Genomic DNA, 16,788 nt, shown 5'->3' with positions numbered 1-16,788 from the left:
CTCAAATTCTGGAATCCTTATTTAAAGCCATCCTTTTTTCCATTGTTTTCGGTTTGATAATGAGGAAAAAGTGGATGAAGAATAAATAAAAAGGCTATCTCTTGAAATACATCAAAAGATAGCCATCGCTAAAAAATTATAAATAAGTTATAAAATTCTTATTTAGATATTCTTTCAATTAAATCAGCTGCTCTGTTAGAATAGCCTGCTTCATTATCATACCATCCAACAACTTTTGCTAATTTACCTGAAACTGAAGTTAAAGCAGAATCAAAAATACAGGAGTGAGTATTCCCTACTATATCTATTGAAACGATAGGATCTTCAGTATATTCTAAAATACCTTTCATACTTCCTTCTGAAGCTTTTTTCATAGCAGCATTCACTTCTTCTTTGGTAGCTTCTTTTTTCAGCTCTAAAGTGAAATCAGTTAATGAACCATCAGGAATTGGAACCCTCATGGCAATTCCATCTAATTTGCCTTGTAAGTGAGGTAGAACTAATCCAACAGCCTTTGCAGCACCAGTTGAAGTAGGTACGATTGAATAAGCCGCAGCTCTAGCTCTTCTTAAATCCTTATGTGGGCCATCTTGTAAATTCTGATCGGCTGTATAAGCATGAACAGTAGTGATATAACCCTTTTCAATACCAAATGTATCATCTAATACTTTAGCCATAGGAGCTAAGCAATTAGTAGTACAAGAAGCATTTGAGAGGATAGTTTCATCACCTGTCATAGCATCATCATTAACCCCTAAAACAACAGTAGGAACGTTTCCTTTAGCTGGAGCAGAGATTACAACTTTTTTAGCTCCTGCTTTTATGTGTTTCCCAGCATTTTCTTCATCTACAAATAAACCTGTAGATTCTAAAACGATTTCAACTCCCATTTTTCCCCATCGAAGATTAGCGGGGTCTCTTTCAGCTGAAACAGCAATGCTTTTTCCATTAACAATGATAGAATTGTCTGTATGCGAAACATCCCCTGGAAATTTACCATGAACTGAATCGTACTTTAATAAGTGAGCCAAAGTTTTAGTATCTGTAAGATCATTGATACCTACCACTTCAACATTATTTTTTTGCAGCAGGGCTCTGAAAGTTAATCTCCCAATTCGCCCGAATCCGTTAATTCCAACTTTTACGTTTGACATGTTGATATAATTTATTTTAGTTAAGTTAAATGAGGCGGTAAATATAAACTTACTTGACAGCATTATCAAATTAGAAGCCTAAAGGTTTAGCCCTGAAATTATTTTTCTATTTTTTTAAGCTTGGAGTTTGTTATTAAAAAACAGCCTTCTATATTTGCATCTCCATTTACAAATGGCCCGTTCATCTAGGGGTTAGGATATCAGGTTTTCATCCTGGAAACAGGGGTTCGATTCCCCTACGGGCTACTTTAGAGTACTTAATAAAGTCGTTATTAAGTCATTAAATTTAATGGAAAATTAATTTTAATCAGGATTTTTATTCTGGTTAATTTTTTGGAATGGCCCGTTCATCTAGGGGTTAGGATATCAGGTTTTCATCCTGGAAACAGGGGTTCGATTCCCCTACGGGCTACATTTTCGTAAGTCAGCGAAAAGTTAAAAGGCTACCATAATGGTAGCCTTTTTTTTATCTAAAAATTATTTATAAATGTGAGTTAATAATTTAGGTAGGATAAAAAAAATATAATAAATCGGATTAGGTTGTTATAATATAAATCTTGACTCTTATTAAGATTCTTAAAATTCCGAAAGTTTATCTTTAAATTTCAAATGCTAATGCTGCAAAACCTCTGTCTCTACCTCAGTCACTTCCATCAGACCTTCCGCAGTTAAATTAGTGAGCTTCACTTTCTTCAATTCATTAATTAAAATAGGGTCGTACTTGGCTACCACTCGAACGTAATTATCCGTAAAGCCTTCCATCAAGCCATCGTGAATATCCTTCTCAAATAAAACTACTTCTTCCCTACCTACATTTTCTTCATAAAAAGCTCTCTTTTTCTTTTCAGATAAGCTTCTTAGCATTTTAGAACGCTCATTACGTACTCTCATCGGAACTACTTCGTCCATTTCATCTGCATCAGTATTGGGTCTTTCAGAATAGGTGAACACATGCAAATAGGATACTGGCAATTCTTTTAGGAAGTGATAAGTCTCTAAAAAGTCTTCATCTGTTTCTCCTGGAAATCCAACTATAACATCTACACCAATACAACATTGTGGCATCAATTGCTTAATTTTCGCTACTCGATCTTCATAAAGCTCACGCAGATATCGCCTTCTCATTTTTCGCAAAATCTTATTGCTACCACTTTGAAGGGGTACATGAAAATGAGGAACGAATCTTTTGGATTGACTTACAAATTCTATAATCTCATTAGTTAATAAATTGGGTTCAATACTGGAGATTCTAAATCTTTCAATTCCTTCTACATCATCCAATTGTTTCACCAAATCAACAAAACGTTCTTTCCTCTTACCATCTTGGATACCAAAATCACCAGTGTTAACGCCTGTCAAAACAATTTCCTTTACATCTTCACTTGCAATTTGCTTGGCGCTTTTCACTATATTCTCAATGGTATCACTTCTGCTTTTTCCTCTTGCCAATGGAATGGTACAGAATGCGCAGTGATAATTGCACCCATCTTGCACTTTAAGGAAAGTCCTGGTTCTATCATTAATAGAAAATGCATTGTTAAAGCTTTTTGCTTCTTTAATATCAGAAGCCAAAACTCGTGGCTTATCTTTTTTTGTGAATCCATCCAATTTGTCGATTAACTGAAATTTCTCTGCTGCACCTAATACAGCATCAACTCCTTTAATTTCAGAAATCTCTTTTGGCTTTAGCTGTGCATAACAACCAATAATAGTTACAAAAGCATCAGGATTGATTTTTTTGGCCTCTTTTACTACCTTTTTGCATTTCTTATCCGCATTTTCCGTCACTGAACAGGTATTGATAATGAATATATCGGGATTATCCTGAAAATCTACTTTTTCATAACCTCTGTTTTCGAACATCCTCGAAATAGAGGATGTCTCAGAGAAATTCAGTTTACAGCCTAGTGTATAAAATGCAACTTTTTTGTTCATGCCGGATATTTTGCAAAATGAACCGCAAAGTTAAGGTTAAAATTCCTGAATGTAAATTTTTTTGAAGATAAGCAGAAGGAATAAAGTATTTAAATATTTCAATTAATAGATCATGCTTATTTTAGATCTAACTCTCATATTTTCAGATATTTTCATGATTATACCTGTAAAAAACACCTAAAAAGATCAAAATAACTGTTTATGGTTTAAATTTTAGGGTCAAAATCAAGTATTATTAAAATTTTTACTGTTTTTAAAATAATTTTTAAACCCAATTCCATTTATTTCACAAATATTTACCTAAATTTGGTTCGAATTTAAACCAATAATCATAAAAATGGCTCATTTAAGATTTAATGCACTCGATATCGTTTCAAAAAGAACAACGGACAGAATCGAGGCACCATCCAACAAAATTTCTGATTATTTTGCAAAGGATGTATTCACATTGGACCAAATGAAAGCTTCATTGGCTCCTGATGTTTTCAAAAAAGTAAGTAATGCCATAGACAAAGGCAAAAAAATAGATATGGAAACTGCAGATCAAATTGCTTCTGCAGTAAAAGCTTGGGCAATCACTAAAGGTGTGACCCATTACACACACTGGTTCCAACCATTAACAGGTTCAACTGCAGAAAAGCACGATTCATTTTTCAATGCTCAAAAAGGTATTGAAGTTTTCGCTGGCTCCATGCTGGTTCAACAAGAACCAGATGCATCTTCATTCCCTAATGGAGGATTGAGAACTACTTTTGAAGCTAGAGGTTATACGGCTTGGGATCCTTCTTCCCCTATGTTCATTTTTGGAAGAACGCTTTGTATCCCTACCATTTTTGTAGCTTATACAGGAGAGGCTTTAGATCATAAAGCCCCATTGCTTAAAGCAGTTGAAGCTGTTGATCAAGCAGCAACCAAAGTAGTGCAATTATTTGACAGAAATGTAAACAGAGTAAATGCTTCCTTGGGTTGTGAACAAGAATACTTTGTGGTGGATAAAGCACTCTTTAATGCAAGACCTGATTTATTAATGTCTGGAAGAACTTTATTTGGTCATAATCCAGCTAGGGGTCAACAATTGGATGATCATTATTTTGGGTCTATCCCAAGCAGGATTTATAATTATATGAAAGATTTTGAAATTGAATGTTTAAAACTAGGCATTCCGATTTCAACTCGACATAATGAAGTGGCACCAAGCCAATTTGAGGCAGCACCATTATTTGAGGACATCAACGTGGCCACTGACCACAACAGTTTGATGATGGATGTAATGAGAAGAGTGGCCGCCAGACATGATCTGGAAGTACTTTTCCATGAAAAACCATTTGCGGGATTAAACGGAAGTGGAAAACACAATAACTGGTCATTGATTACCAATACTGGAGTTAACTTATTCCAGCCAAGCAATAGTGCAAGAGAAAATCTTTTATTTTTGGTTTTCTTGGTAAATACCATTAAAGCTGTTGCAGAAAATGGTGATTTATTAAGAGCCTCCATTGCTTCCGCTAGTAATGACCATAGATTGGGGGCAAATGAAGCACCTCCTGCTGTGATGTCAGTTTTTATTGGTTCGCAGTTAACAGCCGTACTAGATGAATTAGAGGAAAAAGGTAATATCAAGATAGATAAAGGGGATAATATGTACATGAAACTGGGCATAGATAAAATTCCTCAAATCATTTTGGACAATACCGATAGGAACAGGACCTCTCCTTTTGCATTTACGGGTAATAAATTTGAGTTCCGGGCAGTAGGTTCAGATCAAAATGTGGCACAGCCAATGTCAATTTTGAATTTGATTATGGCCGAACAATTAAATGAGTTCCACAAGGAAGTGAAAGCTGAAATGCAAAAAGGAACCGACAAGAAAATTGCTATTGTCAACATATTAAGAAAATATATAAAAGACTCTAAAAAAGTAAGATTCGAGGGAGATGGATATTCAGCAGATTGGGAAAAAGAAGCTGAGAAAAGAGGCTTGCCGAATGTGAAAAATACCCCTAGAGCTTTGGAATCATTTGTATCAGAAAAATCCAAAAAGCTTTTTGCTAAGCACAATGTGATGACTCCAGAGGAATTGGAGGCTCGTAATGAAATCTATTTGGAGAATTATATAATGAAAATTCAAATTGAGTCACGTTTGATGGGAGATATTGCATTAAATCAAATCATTCCTACTGCCGTAAAATATCAAAACACTTTAGCGCAGAATGCCAAGAATTTAAGTGCATTGAAATTGGATAATTCTGAAATCTTGAAAAATATTGAATTGATCTCCGGATATACCAAAGATTTGAGAAGTATGGTGCATGAAATGATTGAAAAGCGTAAAGAGCTCAATAAAATTGAGGATACTACTTTAAGAGCAGCAAAATATTGTGATGAAGTAAAAGAGACTTACTTTGACAAAATCAGATATGCTGCTGATAAATTAGAATTATATGTTGATGATGAATTATGGCCATTGCCAAAATACAGAGAATTATTATTTTTGAGATAATATAGTAACCTAAACCAACTATTCACGGAAAAACCGTTCTGTAAAACAGAGCGGTTTTTTTATGCACTCATCTGCTTGGTTTTCAAAAAAGGCATCCATTTCTCGTCTATTTGTCCGGAAAAATCTCTAATAAACATTACATAACTAGGCTTGAATGGAGGACGCTTAAGCTTTAAATCACTTTCCTCTGGTGTGTTATTTCCTTTTCTTGCATTACATCGCTTACAGGCAGTAACCAAGTTAGTCCATTTAGACTTACCTCCTTTTGAACGAGGAATTAGATGATCTAATGTCAAATCCTTTGAGGTACCACAATATTGACATTCATGACCATCTCTTTTGAAAATATTTTGACGGGTAAGCATCACGCCTTTGTAGGGCATGTTGACATAATTTGTAAGTCTAATGACAGATGGAAAAGGAAATGAACGATCAATAGATCGGAGTCTGCGTGATTCATCACTTTCTATCAATTCTGCCTTTTGTAAATACAAAAGCAAAAAGGCTTTTGGGATATTGCAAACAGTGATAGGACTGTAATCCTGATTTAAAACTAATGCGCGTGTAGAACCAATTTTCATGCTTTTCAAATTTTAATCAAGCATGAAAAATCAGCTTAGTTTTTCATGCTAAAACCCTTTTTATATCTGTCAAATAATGTGTGTAACCTTTTTGTTCAGCATTGAAGATACCATTTTCATCTAAAAAATCAATTTTTACTTTACCAGAAGCATGAATAATCTCCTGATTTTCAAGCAAAATTCCAACATGGGTTACCTTTTTATGCTCGTTTCTGAAAAAAGCCAGGTCACCAGGAAGTGCATTTTCTAATTTATCTATAGTTTTCCCCTGTTCCACTTGCTGGGAAGAATCTCTCTTTAAATTGTATCCGCATATTTTAAATACTATTTGGGTGAAACCTGAACAATCTATTCCAAAAGGGGATTTTCCTCCCCATAGATAAGGAGCGTTCAGATACTTTCTCGCTATAGTCTTCAAAAATTCAAAATCCCTTCTAGCACTCAATGACTTTGCTTCACCATTAAAGCCTAGATGCTCCTCAATAGCAAAAAGTTCATTAGTGGAAATAGGGATAATAGCACCCATAGTCACTGGTAATAAATTCTTATGATATAAAATTGAAGCTGTTAAATCAGTACAGATTTTATAATCTGAATTATTGATCTGATCAAAATATTCATTTGTGATAAAATGATATTGTTTAGCATCAATCCAACCTTCATATCCGTCAAAATAGATTTTAATTTTAACCCATTTCGAATCTTTTGATACTTCCAAAACTGTATAGTGATCTCCAAACAATAATTGGGTAATCATTTCCGATGCATCGGATGCTTCGGCACGAACCGGAATTACACTCAATCTACTAATACCTTTTTCCCCTATTGATATCATGGATTAAAATTTCATTTTTGACAGTTCACGCTTCATATCCTTTTCTTTAATACTGTCTCGCTTATCATGTAACTTTTTACCTTTAGCCAATGCAACTTCTAATTTTGCCAAACCTCTATTATTGATAAAAAGCTTAGTAGGAATAAGGGTTAAGCCTTTTTCTTCCATACGCTTTTTAATTTTTGCAATCTCTTGTTTCTTCAAAAGTAACTTTCTTTCACGCTTTTCTTCATGATTGTAATGTGTGCCCAATTCGTATTGCCCAATATGCAGTCCTTTCACAAAAACTTCTCCACGGTGGACATAACAATAGGCTTCCTGCAAGTTAACTTTATGTAACCGAATAGCTTTAATCTCTGTTCCTTGCAAAACAATACCTGTTTGATAGGTATCCAACCATTCATATTCAAAACGAGCTTTTTTATTTTTTACTGTTACTGAAGTACTAAACTCCTTTTTATCACTCATATTTCACAATTCTAACAAAATTTAATACTTTATTTTGATAATTGTTCAAAAATCTTGGTCAATTTTTCCTTTTGTAGGATTTTTTGACCCGTTGTGCCCTTGGCTATTAATCTTTTTTCAACTTTAGCTACATATTCACAAATGATTTCCCGCTCTTTAATCCCGACATAAACAGCTTCAATTTCAACTGTTTCCCCCAAAATTGCAGGGGATAAATGCTGGATATTTAAATGGGTTCCAATTCCTTCTTCTCCATCTTCCAACATTTCCAGAACAAATAAACGTGTTGCCCATTCAAGTTCTCTGGCCAAAGTAAAAGTGGCACATACATCGTGAACGGCTTGTTGCTCAAAATGTGCCACATCTTTGGGTTTTACTTTAAAGAAATGACTTTTTCTATCACCATTTTTAAAAACATCCTTCATTCACTATTTTTCTTAGCTGAAAATTTCATTCTTGGAATTGGCGCTGCATCCATACCTAAAAAATCTTGCTTTTTATATTTAAAATGCGCAGTTATTGCGATCATGCCGGCATTGTCCGTACAATATTCAAATTTAGGAATATATGTATTCCATTCAAGCTCCCCTCCCGTCTCCGCTAATATTTTCCTTAAATATGAATTTGCTGAAACACCTCCAGCTATGGCTATTTCCTTAATCCCAGTATGTTTTGAGGCTTTTTTTAATTTTTGCATTAAAGTCATAATCAGTCGATGTTGCACGCTGGCGCAAATATCATCTAAATGATCCTTGACAAAATTAGCATCCTTTTGAGTATTATTCTGCAGGAAATATAATACGGCAGTTTTTATTCCACTAAAAGAATAATTAAAGCCTGGCATTTCAGTTTCAGGGAATTGAAAAGCGTCATGATTCCCATTTTTAGCATATTGATCAATCATGGGGCCGCCTGGATAAGGCAAGCCTATTATTTTTGCTATTTTATCAAATGCTTCCCCTACAGCATCATCTTTAGTTTCACCCAAAATTTCCATATCCAAATAGTCATTTACTTTTACTATTTGAGTATGTCCGCCACTTACAGTTAAGCAAAGAAAGGGAAAATTAGGCTTTGGCTCCTCAATAAAATGAGCCAAAATATGAGCTTGCATATGATTAACGCCTATTAAAGGAATTTTTAAAGCTGAGGCTAAAGATTTTGCAAAACTGCTTCCTACTAAAAGTGCTCCCAAAAGTCCCGGTCCTTGGGTAAAAGCTACTGCTTTTAAATCCTTCTTGCTTATATTTGCATCGGAAAGTGCTTGTTCTACTACAGGTACAATATGTTGTTGGTGCGCACGGGAAGCCAATTCGGGAACTACACCTCCGTATTTTTCGTGAACCGACTGAGTAGCGATAATATTATTGAGTACTTTCCCGTTTTGAACAATTGCTGCTGAAGTTTCATCACAAGAAGACTCGATGGCTAAAATATTGATATCCATAAAATTTGAAAGAAGAGCAAAATATAACGCAAGGTATTAAAAAAGGTATTGCAAAAGCAATATTATGGGTGTTCCTTATTCTATTTTTTTCATTAAGTGTTATCGTTTTGGCCATGCAATCCTCAACGGTACAAACCAAAGTTGCACAATATGGCAGTGAATATTTAAGCAAAAAATTAGGATTCAATATCACCATTGAGAAAATCAATATAGAATGGTTTGACCAAATCACTTTATCAGGACTTTATGTACAAAATAAGGATAGCAGTACTTTTATTGATATTAAATCTTTATGGATAGATTATGATGTAAAACAACTCATTAATGATGAAAGTGTACTATTAGACAACCTAAAACTGCAGGAGGGAAGGGTGATGCTGATTAGGAATAAAGGTGATGATTATTTTAATATTGACTATTTTGTAGAAGCTATCAGGAATTTATCGGCTCCAAGTGCTGACAGTACGATTCGAACAGCCAAGAATTTATTAATAAGAAAAGCTTCCCTTTCCGATATCATTTTAGGGGTTGCTAATTTAGATACTGACAGCATAAAAGAAGGATTCAATTACAATCAGTTTGTTTTACATGATTTGAGTGCAGATTTAGAGAATTTTTCGAGTCGGGCAGATACAACACAAATGCAAGTTCAACAGCTTTCGGCTGTTGATTCTGTTTCCAATATGCAGATTCATAAACTGAAATCAATTTTTGAAATTTCACAAAGCAGACTTTCCTTAACGGACTTAAATTTAGAAGTCAATAAAAGCATTATATCAGATTCAATTGTCTTTAACTATAATAGCATTAGCGACCTCTCTTATATCATTGATTCAGTGTATATCAATGCTAATTTCAAAAATTCAATTATATATACTGAAGACCTGGCTCTCTTTGCTCCCTATGTTAAGAAATATGAAGATAAAATAAATGTAACCGGTAAATTCAACGGAAAAGTGAAACGTTTCAAAGCTAATGATTTAAATTTAAAATTTGGCCTCTCAAGTTTCATTACTGGGGATATCAAAATTGACGGGCTACCTAATTTCCAAGAGTCATTTATAGATTTAAATTTAACCAATTCATCATTATTACCATCCGACCTAAAGCAATACGTTAATGACAGTATTGCTTTTGAAAGAATTCAAAAATTTGGCATCACCACCTTTACAGGTAGTTTTATTGGGTTTCCAACTGATTTTGTGGCCGATGGAGTATTTACCTCACCACTTGGCAGGGTTGAGTCTGATTTAAACCTGAAAATTACTGAAAATTCTAGATCCTCTACTTATAAAGGAAGTCTCTCAACTTATAATTTTGATCTGGGAAAATTCTTAGATGCAGATTCTATTTTCCAAAAAGTGCAAATGACCGGAAATATTCAAGGGAGTGGATTTACGCTGGAAAATGCAAAATTAAATCTTAACGCCAATATTAGTCTTCTTGGTATCAATGGATATGAATATCAAAATATTACAACCAATGCAGAATTGGCTTCGGAATTTTTTAATGGTAAACTGAAAATTAATGACCCTTTATTGAAATTTCAGATGGATGGTTCCATTGACCTTAGAAATAATAAAAACTTGATTAATGTTGAGGCTGATTTAGATACCATCAATTTTAAAGATTTGAATATTACAAAAGAGGACTTTATTTTAACTGCTAAAGGAAGTTTGAACGGAAAAGGCATTGTGCTGGATAGTATTGAGGGTAATACTTCTTTGCAAAAAATTTATGCCGCTTATCAAGGCAATTCCTTACAATTGGATTCATTAATCGTTAACACTTCCAAGAAAAATAACTTTAGAAAACTTAGTGTTAATTCCGATTTATTTAGAGCATCTATTGATGGGGATTATGTGTTCACTCAACTTCAAAAAGATTTATTTAGAACTGTAAAGGAATACCAACTCAATATTGAAAATGATAAAAACAAAATAGAAAATTATTATGGAAATATTGATTCATCCGCTAATTTAAATGACTATACCGTTGATTTTAATTTTAAAATAAAGGAAATTAATCCGCTAATCAGTTTATTCATTCCTAAATTATACGTGAAAGAAGGTGCAACCATAAGTGGTCAGTACCAAAATGGTAAAAACAGCAATATTTATATTGAATCTGTTTTTGACTCCATTAGCTATGATAATTATGAGTTCTCAAAAAATAAAATAGACCTAAATTTTAGCAAATATCATTTGAGCCAAGATGTTTTGGGAATAGGCTTTATTAATTCTGATAAACAAATACTAAACAATAATCTTCAAAGTGAAAACCTGCAATTAGAACTCTATTGGACAGGTCGGGAGGTGAATTTCACTACATTAATAAATCAGCTTGACAGTGACAACCATGTAAATATAAGTGGTAATTTAAAATTTTTGGATGATAGCTTAAGTCTTAGCATTGAAAAATCAGACATTAAGTTTTTATCAAAAAATTGGAATTTTGTTAATAACAATAATTTAAGAATCAGTCATCAAACTTATGAATTTAAAAATTTTGGGATTTTTGCTGAAGACGAGCAAATAATTGCCAACGGGGAAATTTCACAGGACTCTACCAAGACTTTGTTAATTGAAATCGATAGTTTCAATATCCAAAATATTAATGAGTTGGTAGAACAACATAATTTTAAAGGTACTATTAATGGTTTTGTTAGGATTCAAAATTTTGATAATAAATTCATATTGAGTACTGAATTGAGCATCTATGAATTTTATCTTGATGAGTTTCTTATTGGAAATATAAACGGATATTCTAATTGGGAACCAAATGAAAGGAAGTTAATGATGGATTACATCGTGAACCGAAAAAATCAAGATATCATAAAGTTAGATGGAAGTTATACACCAGCATCAGAAGAAAATTCATTGAATTTAAATGCCAGCTTACGGAAAACGAGTTTGGTTATAGTAGAGCCTTTTATTAACGATATTTTTTCAGAAATGAAAGGTGAAGTGGATGGAGAATTTCTAATCACGGGAAATCTAAAAAGACCTGTGGTAAACGGAACTGGGAAAATTTCAAGAGGTGGAATAAAAGTAAACTACCTAAATACCTATTATGACTATACTGGAAACATAAAATTCAATCAAGAAAAAGTTACTTTTAACAATATGCAATTGATTGATGATCAAGGAAATGAAGGATATCTCAATGGCGACTTATTACATGATGGATTTACAGATTTAAGATTAGATTTATATGGTAGCATGAATGAATTTAAAGTACTCAATACTTCTTCAAAAGATAATGAATTGTATTATGGAACCGCATTTGTTAGCGGAAATGTATCATTTACAGGAAGTGTTGGGAATTTAACTATAGATGCTCAGGCTAAATCAGAAAAAGGTACTCGTATTTTTATACCAGTTGAAAGCACTTCTTCAATTGAACGAGAAGAATATATTCATTTTATTAATATTAAGGATACTGCCAATAATAAAGCAATTAGTGTAAATAAAGTGAAAGGTGTTGATATAAAAGGAGTAACCATGAATTTTGACTTAGAACTTACTCCTGATGCTTATGCCGAAATAATATTTGATATCAAATCGGGAGATATCATTAGGGGAAGAGGGAATGGAAAGCTAAGTATGAACATAGACACCAACGGTGCTTTTTCCATGATTGGAGATTATACACTTACAGAAGGAGGATATAATTTCACGCTTTATAATATCATCAATAAAGAATTTAGTATTCAAGCTGGAAGCCAAATCACTTGGGACGGTGACCCTTATGGTGCAAACCTAGATATACAGGCAGTCTATGAACAAAATGTATCATTATTACCCATCATAGATGTAGGACAAGATTCAACACTTGCCAATGCCCCAGAATTAAAAAGAAGATATCCTGCTAAAGTATTACTGGATTTAAAGGGAGATTTGATGCAACCAGAAGTTGATTTTGATATTAATTTCATGAATTATCCCGATCAGATTTATACCGAATCAGGAGTTAGTTTCCCACTAAGAACAAGCGTGACTGCTTTTGAAGCAGAATTGGATGCAGATGAACAAGAATTAAAACGTCAGGTATTTAGCTTGATTATTCTAAGAAGACTATCTCCTCGTGCTTCTTTCGCTGTAAGTGGTTCCGTGGGCAATTCAGTAAGTGAGTTTCTATCCAATCAATTAAGCTATTGGGTAACGCAAATTGACGAAAACCTTGAAATTGATGTGGATCTAGGATCATTCGATGAAGACCAATTCAATACTTTTCAATTAAGATTATCCTACAGCTTTTTGGGAGGTAGATTAAGAATAACCCGTGATGGTGGCTTTACCCAAGGAGAAACCGATGATGTAAATCAAGAAATCTTAGGGATTTTAGGGGATTGGTCTGTAGAATATTTATTGACACCAGATGGAAAATTGAGAGCTAAAATTTATAACAGAACCAACTTCAATACATTCGATAGAATCAATAATACTGCCTCAACAAGTACTGGAGTCAGTTTGGTGCATGTTACCAGTTTCGATCAACTAAAAGAAATATTCCAAAGCAAGAAAAAAGAGAATAAAGAAGAAGAAAAACAAGAAAATGAACCCCAAAAGGATATCAATTCTGATGCTGTTAGAAGGGAGGAAGATGAAAATTCAAAGTAATTAAAAACTAATCACAAATTGATTGGTTACCCATAAAAAAAACAAAACTGCTGTGGATAAAATATCAATATTCTGGTTCAGAAGAGATTTAAGACTTTATGATAACACCGCATTATACTATGCCCTTCAGGAAGACCAAGCGGTTCTTCCATTATTTATTTTTGATACAGAAATTTTAGATGACCTTAAAGATAAATCAGATGCAAGGGTGAATTTTATTCATGACCAACTGACCGATATTAATCAGCAACTCAATAAGATTGGTTCAGGTATTTTGATTAAACATGGCAAACCTGAAGAAGTCTATAAATCTTTAATGGAAGAATATGATATTGTATCTGTATTTACCAATCGAGATTATGAACCTTATGCTTTAGAAAGAGATCAAAAAATTGATAATATTTTACAAAACAAAGGCATTGGCTTTTACGATTTCAAAGATCAAGTCATTTTTGAAAAAGATGAGATTTTAACGGGTGATAATCAACCATATAAAGTATTTACTCCATTCAAAAATAAATGGCTCGAAAAACTGGAATCAGGACATATTCATCCTTACAAAATTATTTTAAAGAAAGAGAAATTCCATCAATTTAATCCCTCATTACCCAGTCTTGAGGATATTGGTTTTCGAAAATCCGAGGTACCTATCCCTAAAAAGGAATTTGACCAAAATACAATTAAAAAATATGACCAAGATCGTGATTTCCCAGCAAAAAACGGAACCAGCAGATTAGGGATTCATTTGAGGTTTGGCACTATTAGCATTCGTGAAGCAGTTGCCCATGCCCAAAAACTCAATGATACTTGGCTCAATGAATTAATCTGGCGGGATTTCTACAGTATGATTTTATCCAATTTTCCTCATGTTGTCAATAAAGCATTTAAAGCAAAATATGATGCCGTTCCTTGGAGAAATAGCAAAGAAGATTTTAAAAAATGGTGTGATGGAAAAACGGGTTATCCGATTGTAGATGCTGGAATGAGAGAGCTCAATAAAACAGGCTATATGCACAATAGGGTGAGAATGATAACCGCCAGTTTTTTAACCAAACATTTATTGATTGATTGGCGATGGGGAGAAGCATATTTTGCCGAAAAACTATTAGACTATGAATTGGCCTCGAATAATGGTGGTTGGCAATGGGCTGCTGGAACTGGAACTGATGCTCAACCTTATTTCCGAATTTTTAACCCCTACAGCCAAACAGATAAATTTGATAAAAATCAGGCTTATATTAAAAAATGGATACCAGAAGTAAATTCATCAGATTATCCAAAACCCATGGTAGATCATAAAGTAGCAAGGCAAAGAGCTTTGGACACTTATAAATCTGCATTAGACAATGACTCATAAGCCATTATGACCCTGAGTTAAAAAGAATTTATGCCCAATTATATTTATAAGTTACATTAGCTTATCTGTTAACTGATTTTTAAGAGAAGCACCGTTCCCGTATTGCAGGATATGTTATAGTAAGATTTTGGATAATTTTCCTTTTTTGATAATACAATCCTGAGCTATAAGGACCGAAATGACACTTTTAAGATATTTTATAGGAAGTTAAAGTCGAACTCAGGTCTGTAAGTCCTTATTCGAAAGCTTTTGAGGTTAAGTAATTTTTCTCATTGGAATAATATTTTTGGGAGAATTTGAGTTTTCCATATCTTCTTTATTTATTCATCCAATCCATAATAGCTGTCATTAAATTCTCAAAATCCACATCATGGTGTATTTCGTGTTTGGAATCCGGGTAACTTTTGAAGGTAAATAACCTACTATCTTTGGCGAAGGCTGCTGTGGCATCATGAGAAATTATTTTATCCTTTTGCCCATGCGCTAAAAATATTGGGTGCTTAAATTTATGGATATTATGAATGAGGTAATCCCCTCCTTTCATAATAGAAGTAAAGAGTTTCGCAGAAATTTTACTGTGAACAAGCGGATCATCATTATATTTTTGGACCTCCTCTTTTAAGCTTGAAATATCCTCAGCTTTTAATCCTGTGGATTGTATAAGCCCAGGAAATATATCTGCTACCCATTTTCCTAGATTTACTTTCCAATTTGGTGGCTCAAAAGCCAGTTTTATCCAAGGTGAAGTAGCTATTCCTGCTTTAATTTCATTGGATTGATCTTTTGCCAAATAATTCAAGACTAAATTCCCGCCCATACTATGACCATAGAGGTATAAATCAGCATTCAAAAAATCAACTCTTACAAAACGGATAAAATATTCAATATCGGTCAATAGTTGATTCATACTAGGGGCATGGCCTTTTTTACCTTCCGAATTTCCATGGCCTCTTAATGTTAAAGCCATGACAGAAATATCTTTATTATTAAAGTATTCTGCTACCTCTTCGAATCTTCCGGCATGTTCGCCATGACCATGAACTATCAAGATAATTTTATCTGGATTATCAGCTTGAATATATTTTTGAACTTCTAATGATAAATTATCTGAAGTTTTGAAATGTGAGATTTTCTTGTCCATTAGAGAGGATCTATTTTAAAATTATGTAAATAAATGCAGCAAAAGCAGCACCTGTAAAGGGACCAATAATAGGAATCCAGCTATAAGCCCAATCACTGCCCCCCTTCCCTGTAATCGGTAAAATTTGGTGCATGATTCGCGGCCCCAAATCCCTTGCAGGATTAATGGCATATCCTGTGGTTCCTCCTAATGCTAAGCCTATTACCCATACTAAAATAGCAACAGGTAAGGCTCCCAGGTCACCTAAGCCGATGGGCGTATTTTGGTTATCCATCAATTGAGGGGGAGTAGAAAATAATATGACAATGATTAAAACAAATGTTCCAATAAATTCAGAGATAAAATTAGTCTTTACATCTCGAATGGCAGGAGCTGTGGCAAAAGGAGCAAATAACAAGCCTTTATCATCCGTTGCTTCAAAATGTCTTTGGTAAATCAACCATGCACAAAAAGAACCGAATGCAGCTCCCAATATTTGCGCAGGAATATAAATCCATAAAAGATCCCATGAAAAATCTCCAGTAATAGCTAAAGCCAAACTAACAGCGGGGTTAATGTGGGCTCCACTGTAAGGCCCTGCTACCACAACGCCAATAAAAACACCAAATGCCCAGGCTGTTGTAATGACCATCCAACCAGAGCCCGCACCCTTTGTTTTGGGTAAAACCACATTGGCTACTACTCCCGAACCTATTAATATTAATAAAAAAGTGCCTAGAAATTCTGCTACAAAATAGTTCATCTGTTT

Annotated in this window: 12 protein-coding genes and 2 tRNA genes; 5 read left to right on the top strand and 9 right to left on the bottom strand. The window is 33.9% G+C overall.

The features are described from left to right. Positions 1–158: 158 nt before the first annotated feature. The gene (gap, locus tag ACFE0M_RS08785) at positions 159–1,154 is read right to left on the bottom strand and encodes a type I glyceraldehyde-3-phosphate dehydrogenase (protein WP_434545380.1); all 996 of its coding nucleotides are present in this window, start codon (positions 1,152–1,154) and stop codon (positions 159–161) included. A 174-nt stretch (positions 1,155–1,328) separates the two neighbouring features. On the opposite strand from gap, the gene ACFE0M_RS08780 reads away from it, so the two are divergent. Together ACFE0M_RS08780 and ACFE0M_RS08775 are read left to right on the top strand one after the other, a co-directional pair. Further along, a tRNA-Glu gene (locus ACFE0M_RS08780) sits at positions 1,329–1,400 on the top strand. A gap of 94 nt (positions 1,401–1,494) precedes the next feature. Continuing rightward, positions 1,495–1,566: transfer RNA gene (locus ACFE0M_RS08775), tRNA-Glu, on the top strand. 200 nt (positions 1,567–1,766) lie between these two features. Here the strand turns inward: ACFE0M_RS08775 and mtaB are convergent. Further along, positions 1,767–3,089 (bottom strand): tRNA (N(6)-L-threonylcarbamoyladenosine(37)-C(2))-methylthiotransferase MtaB, encoded by a 1,323-nt coding sequence (gene mtaB / locus ACFE0M_RS08770; protein ID WP_434545379.1) that lies wholly within the window; start codon positions 3,087–3,089, stop codon positions 1,767–1,769. A gap of 337 nt (positions 3,090–3,426) precedes the next feature. Between mtaB and ACFE0M_RS08765 the strand changes: the two genes are divergently transcribed. Continuing rightward, entirely contained in the window at positions 3,427–5,589 is a 2,163-nt protein-coding gene (locus ACFE0M_RS08765) for a glutamine synthetase III (protein ID WP_434545378.1), read from the top strand. A 59-nt stretch (positions 5,590–5,648) separates the two neighbouring features. Here ACFE0M_RS08765 and ACFE0M_RS08760 read toward each other — a convergent pair whose 3' ends face one another. From ACFE0M_RS08760 to tsaD, 5 genes are read right to left on the bottom strand one after another with little or no spacing between them, the layout of a single operon-like run. After that, positions 5,649–6,170 carry an HNH endonuclease gene (locus tag ACFE0M_RS08760; protein ID WP_434545377.1) on the bottom strand — a complete coding sequence of 174 codons (522 nt, stop codon included), beginning with the start codon at positions 6,168–6,170 and terminating at the stop codon, positions 5,649–5,651. Positions 6,171–6,213: 43 nt separating this feature from the next. After that, positions 6,214–7,005 (bottom strand): NlpC/P60 family protein, encoded by a 792-nt coding sequence (locus ACFE0M_RS08755; RefSeq protein ID WP_434545376.1) that lies wholly within the window; start codon positions 7,003–7,005, stop codon positions 6,214–6,216. 3 nt (positions 7,006–7,008) lie between these two features. Then, positions 7,009–7,473 (bottom strand): SsrA-binding protein SmpB, encoded by a 465-nt coding sequence (gene smpB, locus ACFE0M_RS08750; protein WP_434545375.1) that lies wholly within the window; start codon positions 7,471–7,473, stop codon positions 7,009–7,011. 29 nt (positions 7,474–7,502) lie between these two features. Further along, on the bottom strand, positions 7,503–7,898 hold the full coding sequence (locus ACFE0M_RS08745; protein WP_434545374.1) for a thioesterase family protein: 396 nt from the start codon (positions 7,896–7,898) through the stop codon (positions 7,503–7,505). Then, positions 7,895–8,920: a tRNA (adenosine(37)-N6)-threonylcarbamoyltransferase complex transferase subunit TsaD gene (gene tsaD, locus ACFE0M_RS08740; RefSeq protein WP_434545373.1), complete on the bottom strand. Its 1,026-nt coding sequence runs from the start codon at positions 8,918–8,920 to the stop codon at positions 7,895–7,897. The genes ACFE0M_RS08745 and tsaD overlap by 4 nt, the downstream gene beginning before the upstream one ends. 5 nt (positions 8,921–8,925) lie before the next feature. Between tsaD and ACFE0M_RS08735 the strand changes: the two genes are divergently transcribed. Both ACFE0M_RS08735 and ACFE0M_RS08730 read left to right on the top strand, forming a co-directional pair. Continuing rightward, positions 8,926–13,542, top strand: a complete 4,617-nt coding sequence (locus ACFE0M_RS08735) for a translocation/assembly module TamB domain-containing protein (protein WP_434545372.1) — start codon at positions 8,926–8,928, stop codon at positions 13,540–13,542. 52 nt (positions 13,543–13,594) lie between these two features. Next, a complete protein-coding gene (locus tag ACFE0M_RS08730) occupies positions 13,595–14,899 on the top strand; it encodes a cryptochrome/photolyase family protein (RefSeq protein ID WP_434545371.1) in 1,305 nt (434 codons plus the stop codon). A 316-nt stretch (positions 14,900–15,215) separates the two neighbouring features. Here the strand turns inward: ACFE0M_RS08730 and ACFE0M_RS08725 are convergent, their stop codons facing one another. Further along, on the bottom strand, positions 15,216–16,040 hold the full coding sequence (locus ACFE0M_RS08725) for a lysophospholipase (RefSeq protein WP_434545370.1): 825 nt from the start codon (positions 16,038–16,040) through the stop codon (positions 15,216–15,218). Between the two features lie 10 nt (positions 16,041–16,050). Then, a complete protein-coding gene (locus tag ACFE0M_RS08720; RefSeq protein ID WP_434545369.1) occupies positions 16,051–16,782 on the bottom strand; it encodes an MIP/aquaporin family protein in 732 nt (243 codons plus the stop codon). Between the last annotated feature and the right edge of the window lie 6 nt (positions 16,783–16,788).

Origin of the sequence: Marivirga sp. (assembly GCF_051117495.1) — a bacterium.
Lineage (GTDB): Bacteria > Bacteroidota > Bacteroidia > Cytophagales > Cyclobacteriaceae > Marivirga.
Note: the sequence above shows the minus strand (reverse complement) of the source record. Positions and strands in the feature narration are given on the sequence as shown.

What these genes read in the sequence shown, in the direction of transcription:
- tsaD (WP_434545373.1), bottom strand. Translation starts at nt 8,920, where the DNA reads ATGGATATCAATATTTTAGCCATCGAGTCTTCTTGTGATGAAACTTCA.
- ACFE0M_RS08755 (WP_434545376.1), bottom strand. Translation starts at nt 7,005, where the DNA reads ATGATATCAATAGGGGAAAAAGGTATTAGTAGATTGAGTGTAATTCCG.
- gap (WP_434545380.1), bottom strand. Translation starts at nt 1,154, where the DNA reads ATGTCAAACGTAAAAGTTGGAATTAACGGATTCGGGCGAATTGGGAGA.
- mtaB (WP_434545379.1), bottom strand. Translation starts at nt 3,089, where the DNA reads ATGAACAAAAAAGTTGCATTTTATACACTAGGCTGTAAACTGAATTTC.
- smpB (WP_434545375.1), bottom strand. Translation starts at nt 7,473, where the DNA reads ATGAGTGATAAAAAGGAGTTTAGTACTTCAGTAACAGTAAAAAATAAA.
- ACFE0M_RS08745 (WP_434545374.1), bottom strand. Translation starts at nt 7,898, where the DNA reads ATGAAGGATGTTTTTAAAAATGGTGATAGAAAAAGTCATTTCTTTAAA.
- ACFE0M_RS08765 (WP_434545378.1), top strand. Translation starts at nt 3,427, where the DNA reads ATGGCTCATTTAAGATTTAATGCACTCGATATCGTTTCAAAAAGAACA.
- ACFE0M_RS08720 (WP_434545369.1), bottom strand. Translation starts at nt 16,782, where the DNA reads ATGAACTATTTTGTAGCAGAATTTCTAGGCACTTTTTTATTAATATTA.
- ACFE0M_RS08725 (WP_434545370.1), bottom strand. Translation starts at nt 16,040, where the DNA reads ATGGACAAGAAAATCTCACATTTCAAAACTTCAGATAATTTATCATTA.
- ACFE0M_RS08760 (WP_434545377.1), bottom strand. Translation starts at nt 6,170, where the DNA reads ATGAAAATTGGTTCTACACGCGCATTAGTTTTAAATCAGGATTACAGT.